Below are 17,781 nucleotides of genomic sequence, written 5' to 3'. Positions count from 1 at the left end.
TTTGTATAATTAATTTATTATTATTTGATGAATTCCGTTTTGAAGACTTCGTCATAATTATGAACGCAGTTATTAACAAAACCTTGTTCAGCCATCCATTTGTCGCTGTATACTTTCGTGATATACCTTGAACCGTGATCCGGATAAATTAAGACAACGATATCATCTTTAGAAAACTCGTGAGAATTGGCATATTGTATCAATGCCTGGGTAACGGCTCCTGTGGTGTAACCTCCCATAATGGCTTCTTTCAAAGCAATTTCACGCGTTCTGTAAGCAGACATCTCATCATTTACCCTTACAAATTCATCTACCTTGTCAAAAAGAAGGGCAGCAGGAATTAAATTTTTCCCCATACCTTCAATCTGATAAGGATGTACATCTTCCTTATGAATTTCTCCCGTTTCGTGGTAGCTCTTTAAAATAGAACCGTCGGCATCTACTCCGATTATTTTGATATCGGGATTTTTTTCTTTTAAAAATTTTGCCGATCCTGACAACGTTCCACCTGTTCCAGTGCATGCAAAAAGATGGGTTATCTTTCCTTTTGTCTGCTCCCAAATTTCCGGTCCGGTAGACTGATAGTGCGCATCAATGTTCAACTCGTTAAAGTATTGATTGATGTACACGGAATTGGGTGTTTCTGAAGCAATCCTTTTGGCAACTTCATAGTAAGACCTTGGATCATCTGCGGGTACATTAGCCGGGCATATGTACACAACAGCTCCCAACGCCTTCAGATAAGCGATTTTTTCAGGTTTTGTTTTATCACTTACTGCAAGAATACATTTATATCCCTTAATGATGCAAACCATTGCAATAGAAAATCCGGTATTCCCGGATGTAGTTTCTACAACTACTGAGTCTTCTTTTAATAAACCTTTTTTCTCGGCGTTTTCTATAATATGAAGTGCGATTCTATCTTTAGTGGAATGTCCAGGATTATATGATTCTAACTTGGCATAAACAGTTGCAGGAATATCTTTTGTAACAGTATTTAGCTTTACCATAGGAGTGTTCCCTATTAGGCCAAGGATATTATCGTAAACATTACTCATTATTTGTTATTTTTCAATAAAAATCTGACCGCAAAAATACAAAAAAATAAATAATTTCTAAACTTTTGTTTGATTTGTAAGCATTGATTACACAAAAATCATTTTCTTATTTGCAATCTTCGGTGTACTATGGTTTCAAATACCACGCCATTTTTTTTAAATTTTGTTAAAATCAACCTAAAATGGTATAAAAGCCTTATTTTCGCATAATTGATTTAATACTATGAAAAATTGGACTTTTAGGCAATGGAACACCGCTTTAGGATGGGTGATTTTCGTCATTGCATTTTTCACGTACTTGTCGACGATAGAACCCAATTTCAGTTTTTGGGACTGTGGCGAGTACATTTCTTCAGCAGTAAAGTTAGAGGTAACGCACGCTCCCGGAGCGGCTTTATTCCAGATTGTGGGTGCCGTGGCAGCCATTTTTGCTTTGGGGAAAGGTGAAAATTATTCTATCGTAATCAATGCGATGTCTGCGTTATTCAGCGCGCTTACTATTTTATTTTTGTTTTGGACGATTACTCATTTTGTAAGAAGACTTCTGAACAAAGATTTTGAAGAAGTTACCATACATCAGGAGATTTCGATCTTATTTGCCGGTGCAGTGGGCGCTTTATGCTTCACATTCTCGGATACATTCTGGTTTTCTGCTGTAGAAGGAGAGGTATATTCAATGGCATCGATGTTTATTGCATTGTTGGTCTGGTTGATCACGAAGTGGGAAAACGAATATCAGGCGCCGGATAATGAAAGATGGATTATTCTTATTTTCTTCATTTTAGGACTTTCTGTTGGGGTACATATGATGTGTATGCTTGCTATTCCTGCAGTTTGTTTAGTATATTATGCAAGAAATTATACGTTTACCTGGAAAAATTTTATTTGGGCAAACCTTATTACACTGGGAATTTTGATTATTGTTTTCAAAATTATTTTCCCTTTAATCATGACAATGTTCGGAAGACTGGAAATATTCTTTGTGAATGGTCTTGGACTTCCTTTCCATTCAGGAACGATTGTAGCCTTTATTTTAATGGTAGCGATCTGTTATTTCATGATTAAATATGCCAGAAGAGCAAAAAGGAATTTATATCAGACTGCTGCATTATCTGTAGTATACATGATGATCGGTTTCTCTTGCTGGATGGTAATTCCTATCAGAGCAAATGCCAATCCTCCAATGAACCTTAACGATCCTGATACTGCTATTGGTATGCTGGACTATTATAACAGAGCCCAGTATGGAGACTGGCCTACTATTTACGGACAGAACTATACGGCTTTTCTTGATGCGAATGGAATTGAAAAAAATGAAGACGGAAGTTTCAAGACTGAGAAAAGTGGCGATATCTACGAAAAAGATGAGAAAACAGGAACCTACAGAAAAACAGGAGACCGTTTCAATTATGTTTTCAGTAAGTCTCAGATCAGTTTAATGCCAAGGATGTTTAATGAGGATAAAGATGTAATGGCTAATTATATCTCTATGTATGGGGCGCCGGATTTTACCTTTAACTACGGTAATGAAGAAGTTGCTGATAATCCTCAGGCTAAGCAGATCTTTGAAGAGCTGAGAGGTAAGTATGAAGATAAAACAATTACCGCAGCAGATTATTTAAAGGTAAAACCTTATAACCTGATCAATGTTCAGAAGCCTTCACTGGCTCAGAATATGGATTATTTCATTACGTTCCAGAACGGATATTATTTTGTAAGATACCTGATGTGGAATTTTGTTGGAAGACAGAATGACCTTGAAGGAAATATGGAAAGCACAAAAGGAAACTGGATTTCCGGAATTTCTTTCATTGATGATGCTTTGTGGGGGAATCAGGAAAAAATGCCGGCTAAATTCAAAAATGAAAGTACGGTTGCCTTCTTTTTCTTACCATTATTATTAGGATTAATAGGATTTTTCTTCCAGCTGAACAGAGATTTTGGAAGATTCTATGCGATATTATCTTTATTCATTATAACAAGTGTAGGGATTGTCTTCTATACTGGAGTAAAACCTTTTGAACCAAGAGAAAGAGATTATGCAATGGTTGGCTCATTCTATGCATTTGCAATATGGATCGGGATGGGAGCCGGAGCAATTCTGTGGTTCCTGCAATCTAAAATAAAATCAAACGGGGCAAATATCGCTGCAGGAGTAATTTTGTTGGGAGTCCCTTTTATGATGGGCTTCCAGAACTATAATGTACATGATAGAAGCAATAGATATACGGCGTATGATTATGCATATTCAATGTTAAAATCATTACCGAAAGACGGAATCCTGTTCGTTTACGGAGATAACGATACGTACCCTGTTTGGGCAATTCAGGAGACAGAAAGATTCAGAGATGATGTGAAGGTAGTTAACTTTACGTTAGCTTCAACTCCGTGGAATTTGGATCAGGTGAAAAGAAGAACATACAATGCACAGGGAATTCCAAGCCAGCTGACTCATGAAGATTACAGAGATGGCGTGAATGATCAGATCTATATGATGAAGAAAGAGGATTGGCAGGGTGTGTTCTCTATGCTTAAAGAGCAGGGAGCTCCGGAAACGGAATTTGCTGAATTCAAAAAATACCTTACTCAGGATTCAATGTCGTTGAAAGAGGCTATTAATTTCATTAAATATAAGTCTCCTGCCAAAGATGAACTTCTGAAAATGTATTTTGGAGAAGAGAAATTTGAAAAATATAATATTCTTCCTGTTAATAAATTCATTTTACCAGTGAATAAGGATAATGCCTTACGGGCCGGAATTATCAACCAGGCAGATCTTCCGAATGTAGCGAACCAAATTATGATTAATTATAAAGGAAACACCTTATATAAGAATAATCTGATCATGATGGATCTATTGGCAAACTTCGACTGGAAGCGTCCGATTAACTTCTCTTCAGGAGGAGTGTATGACAGCGAAAACATTTTCTACTTGAATGAATACCTTCAGTTTGACGGTTTCAGCTACAGATTGGTGCCTATCCATACCCCTCCAAGTGCAGATGGTGATATGGGAAGAGTAGATCCGAACTCTCTTTATAATGTAGTGAAAAACTACAGATGGGGTAATTTTAAAGATCTGAATGCTCATTTCGATGAAACAGCCACTTCAAATATCATCAGCTATAGAAGTTCTGCAAGCAGGGCTGCAGCAGCCCTTGCTATGAGCGGACAGAAAGCGAAAGCGATTGAATTGTTGGATCTTGCTGCTAAAGAAATTCCTGCGGAAAAATACAATGATCCACGTTCATTAAGCTCTATGGTGTACGGATACATCGTTGCCGGACAGGAACAAAAAGGATTGAAACTGGCAGAAGTTCTTAAAAAAGGTATTTTTGACGAGTATGATTACTACCTGAGTCTTTCCGCATCAGATCAAAGCTATCTGAGAAGACAGATGAGAACGAAACCTATGGAATATTCACTTGTAGTTTCAGCAGTTACAGATGCTTACAATAAGATAGGGCAAAAGGAAAAAGCTTACGATTATCTGGTAAAATCCATTGAGCCGATCGATAAAAAGTTTAATGTTTTTATAAAAGATCTTCAGCAGATGGGTAAAGAAAAAGCAAGAAAAGAATCTGAAAACATTCAAAAGATCACTCCTTTCTACCAATATTTATTTGATATTATGGAACCTTTTGATTCCACTTATTCGAAAGAAAAAGAAAGTCAGATCACCACAGCAATTATTAAAGTCACACAATAATAAATGACTAAAAGCGGAACTTCGGTTCCGCTTTTTTTGTATTGGGATTCATAAATTTTAAGATTATATTTGTGAAATTAAAAATGCACAATGTCCGAAACCAGAATTAGCAGATTCCCTATCTATGCCGTTGTAATAACGGTACTGTTCAAGCTCCTTTTTTTATTAACCCATTATATTCAGGAAGATGCTTTTATTACCTGGCGGGTAGCGCAAAATCTATTGGATTATGGTGTAATAGGCTTTAATGGAGATACTAAAATTTCGGCCTCTACCACCCATTTTTATGTCTTCGTTTCTTATTTTTTCAATTTGATTTTTGGGAAAGAACATTTCATTGAACCTCTTTTAATCTTCAATTCTATTCTTTTTACTATTGGAACGCTATTCCTGTCGAATTTGGTATTAAAAAATCCATGGCATAAGGCTATTTTTATATTTTTACTGGGAATTCTGCCTCCAGGCATTAAGATTTCTATTCTCGGAATGGAATATGGAATTCTTTTCTTTTTAGAAATGGCTTTGCTCTATTATGGTTTCCATCAGCAGAAAAAATTGGCCTTTATCGTCCTTCCTATTTTGATATTATTTACAAGAATCGATACGGTAATCTTCCTCGGAATTGTATTTTTAGTGGATCTTTTTTGGAATAAAAAAATCAGATGGAACTATGTTTTAGGAGGTGTTCTGGGTGTTTTAACGACGGTGGCGTTCAACTGGTTCTATTTTGGAGAATTAGTGAATAATACCATTGTTGCTAAAAAATTGCTATATGATCATTCTTTTACCTTTCAGCAAAACCTGAATTATTTCATCATAAGTTTCGGAAATTTCTGGGGAATGCTGAAGCTTCCCGGGAACTTTAATATCATTACGATTGTCGTATTGATTTTCGAAATTGTATGTTTTATCTATCTGATCAGGCAAAGAGACAAAAGAAACTATTTCTTATGGATGATTTTTATCTTTGGATGGGCAAAACAGATTATTTTTCTTTCTCAGAAAAGCCTTTTTGATTGGTATTACTGGGTTCCGCAGCTTCTGCTTTTCGTTCCGGTTCTTATTTTTGTACTGGAGCAGAAAGAAAAAAGAAACTGGTGGATTTCTTCGCTTGCCGTTTTTTATATCCTTCCGATGCTGGCTTTCCAGACCATTCATTCCATTGCAACAGGAAACGGGGAGTGGAATTATCGAAGAACAATAGGACTCTTTTTAAATACCTATGAAAAAGATAAAAATCAGTGGATTTTACTTGAACCGGCAGGCTACGTGCCTTATTTTTCAGGATTAAAAACAATAGATGAAGTAGGGCTTGTAGACAAACAGATCCAGGAAGAAGCCATAAAGGATAAGAAACACTATTGGATCAATACCGTAGAAAAAAGAAAACCGAAATATCTGCTTTCCTATAATAATTTATTTAAAGGGGAAGATGCAGAATACTACCAGATTCATTATAAACTGCTAAAAGAATTCAGGGTAAAAGACCATTTGAAGAGCAACAATAAGATTCTGGAAAAGATCTATATTCTGAAGCCTTCCGGAACGGATTATAATCTGTATGAGAGGGTGAGAGATTAAACATTGAAATATTTAAGAATTTAAAGATTTAAAGATTAGTATTTTCACCAAACACCAAACACCAAACACCAAACACCAAACACCAAACACCAAACACTAAACACCAACCCATGAAATACTGTGCTTTTCTCCGTGGCGTCAATGTAAAAGGAACCAATATGAAAATGGCAGATGTGTGCCAGGTTTTTAAAGAGGCTGGAATGCAGGATGTTGGATCTGTGCTGGCTTCAGGTAATATTGTTTTCTCTTCCGATCAAAATGTTGCGGATTTAAAAAAGGTCCTTGAAAAAGCAATGTCAGACCGTTTTTCTTACGAAGCTTTTTTATTTGTAAAATCCCATGATGAAACAGAAGCTTTCTGGTTGGGTAATCCTTTTGATAAAAATGAAGATTTTCATACCTATGCTTTTGTAGGAGCAGACGGAGTAGAAAATACTCTCATGGATGAGTTTGAAAAAGCTTCAAAAACCGAAAATGAAAAAGCAGCGGTTATTAATGGAATCTTTTACTGGCAGGTTTCGAAAGGAAATACGTTGGATTCTTCTTTTGGAAAGATTTTAGGCAGAAAAAACTTAAAAGACCAATTCACCAGCCGAAATATCAATACTTTTGAAAAAGTTTTGAAGAAGATGGGCTCATAAGCTTCTGAAACAATATATATGTAATGATGTTTCTTGCAGATTTTGCACATGATCATGTATTATTTTTTTGATAATATATAAATTACAAGCTTATCTAAAGTCTGATATCTCGCATGTGAAATCTTCTATCTAATCCATACCATGTATTCCTCTCAAATAATTTCCGATTCTGAAACTTTATAAGTATTTTTACTGAACTTTTTAATTATAATAAAATGATTCAGTATTTAGATAATATCCACCACAAAGATTCAAAAAATTTCTTTCTTATTGCAGGGCCTTGTATTATTGAAGGTGAAGATATGGCTCTTAGAATAGCCGAGAAAGTGATTGAACTTACCAATAAATATAATATTCCTTACATTTTCAAAGGAAGTTTCAAAAAAGCCAACAGAAGCAGGGTAGATTCATTTACCACCATTGGTGAAGAAAAATCACTGGAAATTCTTAAAAAAGTAGGAGAAACTTTTAATATTCCTACGACCACAGATATTCACGAGAACGAACATGCGGCGTTGGCGGCACAATATGTAGATGTTTTACAGATTCCTGCATTTTTGGTACGTCAGACCGATCTTTTGATTGCTGCAGCAGCAACAGGAAAATGTGTTTCTCTGAAAAAAGGCCAGTTTCTTTCTCCGGAATCCATGAAATTTGCCGTACAGAAAATTACAGATTCCCATAACCCGAAAGTAGCGATTATTGAAAGAGGAAATTCTTTCGGATATACAGATCTGATCGTAGATTACAGAGGAATTCCTACCATGAGGGAATATGCTCCGGTAATTTTGGATGTTACCCATTCTTTACAACAGCCTAACCAGAGTTCAGGCGTTACAGGTGGAAGACCGGATCTTATAGAAACCATTGCCAAAGCAGGAATTGCAGTAGGAGCAGACGGAATCTTTATTGAAACCCATCCAACCCCTGAAACAGCTTTATCAGACGGCGCCAACATGTTAAGATTAGATTTATTGGAAGATTTGTTACAAAAATTAACAAGAATCAGAGAATCGATTTTGTAATTGTTAAAAAATACCTATTTTTAGAAATTCTTAAAATATTTCTTTTGAAAAAACTAGTTTTACCGTTGAGCCTTATGGTTCCCATGCTTATTTTCTCTCAAAATAAAAAAAGAGATACCGCAGCAAAAGTAACCGATATTGAGGAAGTCGTTTTCCAGAAAAAAGCAGTCGGAAGAACGAATGACATTACCAATGTCAGGATTTCAGCGAAAGATGCTAAAAATGTAGCGACTATTGGTGGCGGGATTGAAGGGCTTTTAAAGACACTTCCTTCCGTAAATTCCAATACCGAACTTTCGTCCCAATATATGGTTCGTGGTGGAAACTATGATGAAAACCTTATCTACATTAATGATATTGAAATTTACAGACCTTTCCTGATCAGGAATTCCCAGCAGGAGGGAATGAGTATCATTAACCCGGATATGGTATCTTCGGTTAACTTTTCAGCAGGAGGATTTGAAGCTAAATATGGAGATAAAATGTCTTCTGCCCTGAATATTTACTACCGTGAACCTGAAAAATTTGAAGTTTCAGGCGAGGCGAGTTTAGTGGGAGGCAGATTAACCGCCGGTTTAGCCTCAAAAAATAAAAAATTAACCGCATTATTTTCAGGTCGATACAGAAATACCAATCTTGTCCTGAATACGCTGAATGAGGATACAGATTTTAATCCGACGTACTGGGATTTTCAATCCTACATCAATTATCATATCAACGATAAATTCTCTCTTTCTTTTATAGGATACTATTCTAAGAACGATTATGAGATGATTCCCAAACAAAAAACAGTGAATTTTGGAAGTACTTTACAGCCAATGACCGTAAATATAGGCTATGGAGGTAGGGAAGATGATATGTATAAGAATATGATGGGAACTTTTTCAATGAATTATAAACCATCCGACAAATGGAGGTTTACATTGGATACTTTTTCCTATCAGAACAGAGAAAAAGAATATTATTCAATAGCATCAAGCTATGAAATTCAGACTTTTGATCCAGTAACCAATAATCCGGTTGCCACATACGATGGTGGCGGGCAAATAGAACAAGCCAGAAATGATTTGTTCGTAAGAACCTATGGAACACAGTTCAGAGCCCATTTTTCACCCAATGTCAATACAGATATTGAAGTAGGTTTTAAATATGAAAAAGAAAACCTGAAAGACCTTACCAATGAATGGAAATTGGTAGATTCTGCAGGGTACAGCCTTCCGCTGCCAGTAAATGATCCAAGATTCGGGACACCGGGAGACCTTGATCTCTTTTACCATATCGCGGGGAAAAACAGCATTGAACCTACCAGATTATCAGCATATGCTCAGTATTCTCAGAAATTTTACTGGGGAGCCAGTAAAGTATTTTTAAATGCCGGAGCGAGAGTGTCAAACTGGAGTTTTAATAAAGAAACCATATTCTCACCAAGAGTTCAGTTTGCGATAAAACCGGACTGGGAAAGCGACATGCTCTTCAAAGTCTCGGGCGGGATTTACTATCAGGCACCTTTCTACAAAGAAATCAAGGACCTGGATGGTAATTTTAATTCCAATATCAAGTCTCAGCGTTCGATCCAGTTAATTCTTGCGAATGACTATGAATTCCAGATGTACGACAGGCCATTTAAGCTAACAACAGAATTGTATTACAAGAAAATGGACGACCTTATCCCGTATTATATGGATAATGTAAGGATTCGTTATTCAGGTCAGAATAATGCTACAGGATATGCTTATGGTATTGATACCAGATTGTTTGGTGAATTTGTTCCAGGAGTAGATTCCTGGTTGTCTGCGAGTTATGCAAGGACGTTTGAAAATATTGATGGGAGAGGAAATATTCCAAGACCTACCGACCAAAGGTTCAGATTTTCTGCATTTTATCAGGATTATATGCCGCAATTTCCTTCTATGCGTGTAAACCTTACATTAGTTTATGCAATGGGACTTCCTAATGGAGCGGCTGTTTTCACAGATCCTTATCAGTATCAGGCCACATTGCCGGCTTATAAAAGAGTAGATATCGGACTTTCAAAAGTATTTATTGACTCAAAAGATAAGAAAAACAGATACGGATTCTGGGGTAATTTTGAAGAGCTTACATTAGGAGTACAGGTTTTCAATGCATTTAATATAACGAACAGAGTTTCAAACCAGTGGATTACCAATTATAATTCAAATACAATGATCCCGGTTCCGGTTAACCTTACCGGGCGTTTCTTCAATGTAAAATTAGAATTTAAATTATAATAAATACAATGTTTACAACAACACAAGACTCCTGAATACGTTCAGGAGTTTTTTTATTCCTGAATTCTATAACAAGAATACAGAATTTTATAACAAGGGTCTCAAAGATATTTTTACCTTTGTATAAGCCAATGAAAAAGATTCTTGCCATACTATTCTCTATTTTCTACTTCGGATTTTCTTCCGGGGCAGCTTTTAGTATTCATTACTGTATGAAAGAAGTGGCTTCTGTAAGCCAGAAAGTGGATGATCTTTGCAGTAAATGCGGGGTTAAAACTAAAAAAGACTGTTGTAAGACAGAAATTAAAGTGGTAAAAGTAGATAACTCCCAAAAGACGGATCTGCTGACCATAGATTTTTTACCACAGCTTCCAGAGGTTCCCAATCATCATTTTTTCTTTGCAGACCGGTCTTTTTCTGCTAAAAAATCTACACAGATACAAATCAATGCACCACTTGAATACAGGCCGGTTCCCATCTATCTGAATCATTGTAATTTTAGAATTTAGAATTCGTCAGTCGTCTGATAGTGATGTCATTAATGACGACAGGACCTGTCGCGCTCTTGCGGCTTCAAATTATTCTTTATTAATTCTAAAATTTAAAACAATGAAAAAATATATCATTACAGCAGTATTCTCTTTATTTTCAATGATTTCCATTGCTGCTCAGTCCAAATCTGATGCTCAGGTTTCAAAATTATATCAAAATTATCTTACGATTAAATCAGCGTTGGCTTCAGATGATGCAGACAAAACATCAAAAGCTGCCACAGAATTTATTAAAACGGCTTCAGCCATCGATTTAAAAGTATTGACAGAAGGAAACTTAAATACATTAAGAAAAGATGCCACCGTTATTTCTGACGCCAGAAGTATTGATGCTCAAAGAGAAACATTTTCCAACCTTTCTGACAATATGATCGCGTTGGCTAAAGAATTCAAACTTTCAGAGAAACCTATATTCGTACAGTATTGCCCAATGGCAGATGCAAGCTGGCTGAGCAATGAAGAAAAGATCGTAAATCCTTACTACGGAAGTTCTATGCTTTCTTGTGGAAGTGTAAAGTCCACGATTAAATAATTTACCTATCTCTCTTTAAATTAACAGATTGTATCGCTTCATGTCAATTTATTTTTTGATAAAGTAATGAAGCGATACAATGTTACAACTTCGAAATATTATGAAAAAATTGATAATGTTTCTGATGCTCTTGTTTTCTGTTTTCAGTTTTGCCCAAACGGCAAAAATATATTACACCTGTCCGATGCATGTCGAAGTGGTGTCTTCAAAACCTGGAGATTGCCCTAAATGCGGAATGTCTTTGGTAAAAAAGACGGTAATCATGAAACCTAAGGTTACTCCAAAAGCGGAGGCTAAACCAATATCTAAAACAGTAACAGAAGCTACAGAACCTAAAATACAGAGCCCTAAACCTAAAGTGAAGGCCGAGGATAAATCTAAACCCAGGCTGAAACCGGAAGTTAAAGCCAAGATAAAACCAAAAGCTAAAGAAATTCACGGAGAAAAGCTTAATGAAAATGGGAAGCCTAAATCTGGTATACAATCCCAATCAACAGTTCAATCTCAAGCAAAATATACCTGCCCAATGCATTCTGAAGTGATTTCCAATCAATCTGGGAAATGCCCGAAATGCGGAATGAACTTAGTTGAAATAGACAATCAGCCTAAAATAACCAACACGGAAAAGCAAGAGAAAACTGTTTTAAAAAAAAATACTGAAAACGGTAGAATCAGCTTTGGTGGTAAAACCGTACGCTATGATTTATATGTAAAAGATACGATTGTCAATTTTACAGGACGAAACCGACGCGCGATTGCAGTCAATGGAAAACTGCAGGCTCCAACCTTATACTTTACGGAAGGAGATACTGCGGAAATCTATCTTCACAACATGCTAAAGGAAAACACTGGATTCCACTGGCATGGAGTGATGTTGCCCAATGAGCATGATGGTGTGCCTTATCTAACTACAAAACCTGTACAACCCGGCGAAACCCATTTGTATAAGTTCAGGATTTCCCAGAATGGAACCTACTGGTATCATTCCCATGAAGGACTTCAGGAGCAGATAGGCATGAATGGTATTTTGGTTTTCAAAAAAAGGGAAGATGAGCCTAAAACGGAATATAATGCTGAAATCCCTGTGTTATTGGGAGATTGGAGTGATGATGATCCTATGCAGATCGCCAGAAGGCTTCATATGGCCAATACAGACTGGTATGCCATTAAAAAAAATGCAGTTCAAAGCTATTGGGAAGCCATAAAATCAGGCAATTTCGGAACCAAAGCCCTCAACGAATGGAAAAGGATGGAAGCGATGGATGTAAGTGATGTGTATTATGATAAATTTTTGATCAACGGACAGCCAAGTTCTGATTACTCCAACCTCAAAGCGGGTGATAAAGTAAGACTGAGAGTCGCCAACGGAGGATCTTCCACTTATTTTTGGCTCAACTATGGCGGCGGAAAAATAAAAGTGGTGGGAAATGACGGAAATGATGTGGTTCCGGTAGAAGTAGACCGCCTTATTGTCGGTGTTTCAGAAACCTATGATATCGAAGTGACGATTCCTGAAAATAAAAGTTTTGAGTTCCGGGCAACTTCCGAAGATCGGGTAGGACACGCATCACTTTGGCTTGGAGCCGGTGAAAAAATGGAAGCTCCGAACCTGCCAAGACTAATGCTTTTTGAGGGAATGAAAATGATGAACGGCATGATGGAAATGAGTGGAAATATGAAGCCGATGAATATGACGATGGGAAACCAAATGATGGATATGAACGAAGTAATGTATCCTGAACTTCCGGAAAGTCAGCGAAAAATGACCATGAAGCATATGAATGAAATGATGGGTGTCAAAACAAAAGATTCTGATGCACCAGAAGATCATTCACAGCATGCAGGAATGAACATGAAAGAAGAAAAGCCAATAAAAAGACTTTCTTATAACCTGTTGAAATCTCCTGAAAAAACAATTCTTCCAACTGATAGCGTAAGGCAAATGAAATTTACCCTCGAAGGAAATATGAATCATTATCTCTGGACACTGGACAATAAAACTGTGACGGAAACAGATAAGATCCTGATCAAAAAGGGAGAAGTACTGAGAATTACATTATATAATAATTCAATGATGCGGCATCCCATGCACTTGCATGGCCATGATTTCAGACTGATTAATTCAAAAGGAGAATATTCCCCTCTGAAAAATGTAGTTGATATCATGCCGATGGAAACCAGTGTTATTGAATTTGCAGCCAATCAGGATGGTGACTGGTTTTTCCACTGTCATATTTTATATCACATGATGGCCGGAATGGGAAGAGTTTTCAGTTATAAAGATTCTAAACCTAACCCACAGCTTCCGAATAGAAAGCTGGCATGGAAAGATTTTATGAAAGACAATAAAATGGTAAGCTCAATGGCCATGCTGGATGTAGCAAGTAATAAAATGCATGCTGAAACCATGACGATGTTCGGACCAAGATGGGCTAACCTGAATGAGTTTCATTCGAACTGGGATTTTGATCATTTTGACGGAAACTTTAAAGTGGGGAGATTCTTAGGGAAATTCCAATGGGCGCTTCCTTATGCAGGATTCAGAATCCAAAAAAACCATGAAATCATGGAAAGACAGATGGCGAGAGAATCAGGAATGGAGAATCACGGTAAAAAGACTTGGTTTGGACAATATAAAGCTTCAAAAGATCGGTATGCATTTATCGTAGGAGCTCAATATCTTCTGCCAATGCTGATTACAGCTGATGCAAGTGTAGATCATAACGGAAAGGTGTTATTAGAGTTGAGTCGGGAAGATATCCCTATTTCCAGAAGAATCAGAGGAAATTTTAGTCTTAATTCTGACGGAGAGTTTACAACCGGTCTCCGGTATATTGTACAAAAATGGTTTTCAATTTCCGGAAATTATGATAATGAAATGGGCTGGGGAGCCGGGGTTACTTTAACCTACTAAACCATAAGACTGTCTCTAAGAGGCGGTTTTTTTTATTGAATTCTCACTGTTTTTTTCTAGCAATGATTTTTTCAGTTACCACAGATGTGCACAGATTTTCACAGATTAAAATAACGTAAACATCTGTGTCAATTTGTGAAATCTGTGGTCTAATATCAGATATACTTAACTATTTTAAAGTAATTATATCTATAATAGCTCTATGGAACTTTTACTTTTCCAATCGGATAATTTTTTCACCTAATTTTTGATTGACGCTTTCCGGGATGAATCTCATTAAAAAATTCCGAATTGAATTTCCGCGTTCCCACTGGGATATTTCACCAATTTTCCTGCTCGTACGAACAATATAGTCTACTTTTTTTCTTCTTATAGCCTGAAATTCTTGAAAGATCTTATCATACTCTTTGTGGGTTTTCAGAAGTTCCCCGATGATGTACGCATCTTCAATGGCTTGACAGGCTCCCTGGCCCATATTAGGGGTTGTTGCATGCGCTGCATCACCAATCAGGCAAAGATGTTCAGAATACCATTTAGGAATAGGAGAAAGGTCTGTAATATCATTCAGAATAATATGTTCCGGTGGAGTCGCCTGTAGAATTTCCAAAACTAAACCATTGAAATCCTTGAAAACAGACAATAAATTAAGATCCTGGCTGAAATGTTTTTCATTGACTAAAGCATACCAGTACAGGCTTTTGTCAGACATCTTCACAAACCCAAACCGTTTTCCTTTGCCCCACATTTCCATGGCTTCCTGATGGTATTGTTCGGGAAGATCAAAATTAACCCAGCCACGCCAGCATTTTTGACCGGCATTTCGGATGGTTCCGGTTTGTAATAGTTGATTTCTTACTTTCGATTGTATGCCATCTGCTCCGAAAACGATTTTACTTTCAACAGTATTTCCGTTTTCAAAAGCCAGATGGAAATGATCTTTCTTTTCAATGTGCAGCAGCTTGTGGCCAGTTTGTATCTTTTCCAGACCTATGTTTTCAGCTAAAATTTTTTGGAGAGAAGCCCTGTGAATAGCAACATTGCAGGAATTATATTTCTTTTCCAGTTCAAGAATATTGGTCTTCGAAATACTTTTTAAAGATTCATCTGTAATGGTAATCCCATGAATTTTATTTCCTGCACGCTCAATTTTTTCTTTTAATCCCAGCTTATCAAATATCTGCATCGCATTGATAGCCATTATGATTCCGGCACCTACAGGTTTAATTTCCGGGGCAGATTCATAGATAGAGAAATCCAGTGTTTGCTGTTTCAGGATATTGGCAAGACTAAGTCCGCCGATTCCCGCTCCGATTATTGAAATGCTGTTCATCAGGATTTTTTAAAGCGTTAAAATATAATTTTCAGAGACTTTTTTAAATCCGTACTTATTGAAAAAGTGATGCGCACCGGTATTATTAATTCCGCTTTCCAGCATCATAAAGCTGATATTCCAATTTTTGGATTCTTCTACAGCTTTTTCCAGTAAAGTACTGCCGAGTGATTGTCCTCTAACGGATTGATCCAGCAGCATATCTTCCAGTACTGCATAATTTTTGAATCCGGTAATGATATTGAAAACCAGTATTCCTATAATCTTTCCTTCTTCATTTTCAGCAACCAGAATATTTAGTTTTGAATTCTGATCAGCAGTAAAACCGGAATTAAATTGTGCCGTTAATATGGCTTTAAGATCAGGATTCCAGTGCTGTGAATCCAAAGCTCTCCCGGAGATGATTTCACCGTGTGAGATATAAGAATCTGTTTTATGGGTTATAAAAAAATCAACCAGTTCTTCAGTTCTGCTAGTATCGGTAAGCCATTGTGTAGTGTAATTCATTATTTATTTTTTTTCAGCTTATATTATCATTTCGACGATAGGAGAAATCTCTTAATAATCTTAATATTTTAAATAAAATCTTAATGGCTAATTAATAATTCATCGTAGAGATTCTTCACTCCGCTGTGCTTCGTTCTGAATGACAAAAGTGTAGATAATTTTTATTTCAATGAGTTGAAGATCATGTGAAAATTGTTACCTTGAATGATGTAAATAGTATTCTAAATCAAAATCTATTGTATTAAAATCTAAAAATATCTTATACTTTCCACTTGTTATTCCCTGTCCGAAAGTACCCTGTATTCTAAGTTTTCCATTTACTCTGAATTTTGAATCAAAAGAAATTTTTTTTGAGATAAAAGGAAATGTTTCATTACTGTTACTTATTTGTAAAATAGGCTGGGCTTGCTTCAACGGTTTATTAAAAAGCAAAATAAAAATTTCATTATCTAAAATTATAATGTTGGCCTTATTACGTTGATAACTAAATGCTAATTTCCCGGAAGAATCCATTTCCATATCTACATTTTTACATAAAGTGTAGTTTTTACCTTGTAGAGATTCAATAAGTTTTTTGTGCATTTTCTTATAATAAAGATGAATTCCCAAGTTTCCAAAAATAAAAACACAGAACATTCCTGCAAAAATAAAATAGATTTCCATCATACAAAAATAAAAAAACGGAGCCTGAAAACAGACTCCGCATACATTGTTTTTACGCTAAAATTTATTTACCTAAGTAAGATTTCAGGATCTTGCTTCTGGTATTATGTTTTAGTCTCTTAATTGCTTTTTCTTTGATCTGACGGACTCTTTCTCTTGTAAGATCGAAAGTCTCTCCAATTTCTTCTAAAGTCATTGGATGTTTTCCGTTCAATCCGAAGTATAATCTTACCAAGTCAGCCTCTCTTGGAGTCAAAGTATTCAATGCTCTTTCAATTTCAATCTGAAGAGATTCAAGCATCAGATCTTTATCCGGACTAGGAGATTCTCCTGAACGCAATACATCATAAAGATTAGAATCTTCACCTTCTACAAGAGGTGCATCCATAGACAAGTGTCTACCGGAGTTTTTCATAGATTCTTTGATATCTTCCTCACTCATATCAAGAACTTCAGCCAATTCTTCCGGAGAAGGAGGTCTTTCATTTTCCTGTTCAAGGTGAGCGTATGCTTTATTGATCTTGTTGATGGAACCAATTTTATTCAATGGCAATCTTACAATTCTTGACTGTTCTGCCAAAGCCTGTAAAATTGACTGACGAATCCACCAAACCGCATAAGAGATAAATTTGAAACCTCTAGTTTCATCATACCTTTTGGCTGCTTTCATTAGTCCTAAGTTACCTTCATTGATTAAATCGGGTAAAGAAAGACCTTGATTTTGGTATTGTTTAGATACGGAAACTACGAAACGAAGGTTGGCCTTGATTAATTTTTCCAGTGCAGCTCTGTCGCCCGCACGGATTCTCTGTGCCAAATCTACTTCTTCGTCCGCAGTGATCAGTTCCACTTTACCAATTTCCTGCAAGTACTTGTCTAATGAAGCAGTTTCCCTGTTGGTAACCTGCTTAGTGATTTTTAATTGTCTCATTTATTATTCCTCAAAATAGAGTTACTATAATATTATACGCCTGAAAGGGTAAAAAGGTTACACGTACTTTAATTATTTTTTAAATTAATG

Annotated in this window: 13 protein-coding genes; 8 read left to right on the top strand and 5 right to left on the bottom strand. The window is 36.3% G+C overall.

Features of this window, described 5'->3' with window-relative positions; all coding sequences use genetic code 11:
* Positions 1–20 precede the first annotated feature (20 nt).
* The gene (locus tag IW15_RS11250; protein ID WP_034711358.1) at positions 21–1,058 is read right to left on the bottom strand and encodes a PLP-dependent cysteine synthase family protein; all 1,038 of its coding nucleotides are present in this window, start codon (positions 1,056–1,058) and stop codon (positions 21–23) included.
* Positions 1,059–1,281: 223 nt separating this feature from the next.
* Here IW15_RS11250 and IW15_RS11245 point away from each other — a divergent pair, with 223 nt between their 5' ends.
* The 8 genes from IW15_RS11245 to IW15_RS11210 all read left to right on the top strand — a co-directional run bounded on the left by IW15_RS11245 (position 1,282) and on the right by IW15_RS11210 (position 14,260).
* Positions 1,282–4,767: a glycosyltransferase family 117 protein gene (locus IW15_RS11245; RefSeq protein ID WP_034711357.1), complete on the top strand. Its 3,486-nt coding sequence runs from the start codon at positions 1,282–1,284 to the stop codon at positions 4,765–4,767.
* Between the two features lie 90 nt (positions 4,768–4,857).
* Positions 4,858–6,348, top strand: a complete 1,491-nt coding sequence (locus IW15_RS11240; RefSeq protein ID WP_034711356.1) for a hypothetical protein — start codon at positions 4,858–4,860, stop codon at positions 6,346–6,348.
* A gap of 110 nt (positions 6,349–6,458) precedes the next feature.
* Positions 6,459–6,989 (top strand): DUF1697 domain-containing protein, encoded by a 531-nt coding sequence (locus tag IW15_RS11235; protein WP_034711355.1) that lies wholly within the window; start codon positions 6,459–6,461, stop codon positions 6,987–6,989.
* Positions 6,990–7,204: 215 nt separating this feature from the next.
* Positions 7,205–8,014 carry a 3-deoxy-8-phosphooctulonate synthase gene (gene kdsA / locus IW15_RS11230; protein WP_034711354.1) on the top strand — a complete coding sequence of 270 codons (810 nt, stop codon included), beginning with the start codon at positions 7,205–7,207 and terminating at the stop codon, positions 8,012–8,014.
* Positions 8,015–8,058: 44 nt separating this feature from the next.
* Positions 8,059–10,263, top strand: a complete 2,205-nt coding sequence (locus IW15_RS11225; protein ID WP_034711353.1) for a TonB-dependent receptor plug domain-containing protein — start codon at positions 8,059–8,061, stop codon at positions 10,261–10,263.
* A 131-nt stretch (positions 10,264–10,394) separates the two neighbouring features.
* Complete coding sequence (locus IW15_RS11220; RefSeq protein ID WP_228384354.1) at positions 10,395–10,772, top strand: HYC_CC_PP family protein; 378 nt, start codon at positions 10,395–10,397, stop codon at positions 10,770–10,772.
* A gap of 100 nt (positions 10,773–10,872) precedes the next feature.
* Positions 10,873–11,346: a DUF3347 domain-containing protein gene (locus IW15_RS11215; RefSeq protein WP_034711352.1), complete on the top strand. Its 474-nt coding sequence runs from the start codon at positions 10,873–10,875 to the stop codon at positions 11,344–11,346.
* A gap of 100 nt (positions 11,347–11,446) precedes the next feature.
* The gene (locus IW15_RS11210) at positions 11,447–14,260 is read left to right on the top strand and encodes a multicopper oxidase domain-containing protein (protein WP_394331244.1); all 2,814 of its coding nucleotides are present in this window, start codon (positions 11,447–11,449) and stop codon (positions 14,258–14,260) included.
* A gap of 211 nt (positions 14,261–14,471) precedes the next feature.
* On the opposite strand, the gene IW15_RS11205 is transcribed toward IW15_RS11210, so the two are convergent.
* From IW15_RS11205 to IW15_RS11190, 4 genes are all read right to left on the bottom strand, one after another.
* Positions 14,472–15,590, bottom strand: a complete 1,119-nt coding sequence (locus tag IW15_RS11205; RefSeq protein ID WP_034711351.1) for an FAD-dependent monooxygenase — start codon at positions 15,588–15,590, stop codon at positions 14,472–14,474.
* 9 nt (positions 15,591–15,599) lie between these two features.
* Positions 15,600–16,097 (bottom strand): GNAT family N-acetyltransferase, encoded by a 498-nt coding sequence (locus tag IW15_RS11200; RefSeq protein WP_034711350.1) that lies wholly within the window; start codon positions 16,095–16,097, stop codon positions 15,600–15,602.
* 195 nt (positions 16,098–16,292) lie between these two features.
* A complete protein-coding gene (locus IW15_RS11195; RefSeq protein ID WP_131368545.1) occupies positions 16,293–16,679 on the bottom strand; it encodes a hypothetical protein in 387 nt (128 codons plus the stop codon).
* A gap of 145 nt (positions 16,680–16,824) precedes the next feature.
* Entirely contained in the window at positions 16,825–17,691 is an 867-nt protein-coding gene (locus tag IW15_RS11190) for a sigma-70 family RNA polymerase sigma factor (protein ID WP_027385416.1), read from the bottom strand.
* Between the last annotated feature and the right edge of the window lie 90 nt (positions 17,692–17,781).

Source organism: Chryseobacterium soli, assembly GCF_000737705.1.
Classification (GTDB): Bacteria; Bacteroidota; Bacteroidia; order Flavobacteriales; family Weeksellaceae; genus Chryseobacterium; species Chryseobacterium soli.
Note: the sequence above shows the minus strand (reverse complement) of the source record. Positions and strands in the feature narration are given on the sequence as shown.

Coding starts and splice junctions, on each gene's coding strand:
- IW15_RS11250 (WP_034711358.1), bottom strand. CDS start 1,058: ATGAGTAATGTTTACGATAATATCCTTGGCCTAATAGGGAACACTCCT.
- IW15_RS11245 (WP_034711357.1), top strand. CDS start 1,282: ATGAAAAATTGGACTTTTAGGCAATGGAACACCGCTTTAGGATGGGTG.
- IW15_RS11240 (WP_034711356.1), top strand. CDS start 4,858: ATGTCCGAAACCAGAATTAGCAGATTCCCTATCTATGCCGTTGTAATA.
- IW15_RS11235 (WP_034711355.1), top strand. CDS start 6,459: ATGAAATACTGTGCTTTTCTCCGTGGCGTCAATGTAAAAGGAACCAAT.
- kdsA (WP_034711354.1), top strand. CDS start 7,205: ATGATTCAGTATTTAGATAATATCCACCACAAAGATTCAAAAAATTTC.
- IW15_RS11220 (WP_228384354.1), top strand. CDS start 10,395: ATGAAAAAGATTCTTGCCATACTATTCTCTATTTTCTACTTCGGATTT.
- IW15_RS11215 (WP_034711352.1), top strand. CDS start 10,873: ATGAAAAAATATATCATTACAGCAGTATTCTCTTTATTTTCAATGATT.
- IW15_RS11210 (WP_394331244.1), top strand. CDS start 11,447: ATGAAAAAATTGATAATGTTTCTGATGCTCTTGTTTTCTGTTTTCAGT.
- IW15_RS11205 (WP_034711351.1), bottom strand. CDS start 15,590: ATGAACAGCATTTCAATAATCGGAGCGGGAATCGGCGGACTTAGTCTT.
- IW15_RS11200 (WP_034711350.1), bottom strand. CDS start 16,097: ATGAATTACACTACACAATGGCTTACCGATACTAGCAGAACTGAAGAA.
- IW15_RS11195 (WP_131368545.1), bottom strand. CDS start 16,679: ATGCACAAAAAACTTATTGAATCTCTACAAGGTAAAAACTACACTTTA.
- IW15_RS11190 (WP_027385416.1), bottom strand. CDS start 17,691: ATGAGACAATTAAAAATCACTAAGCAGGTTACCAACAGGGAAACTGCT.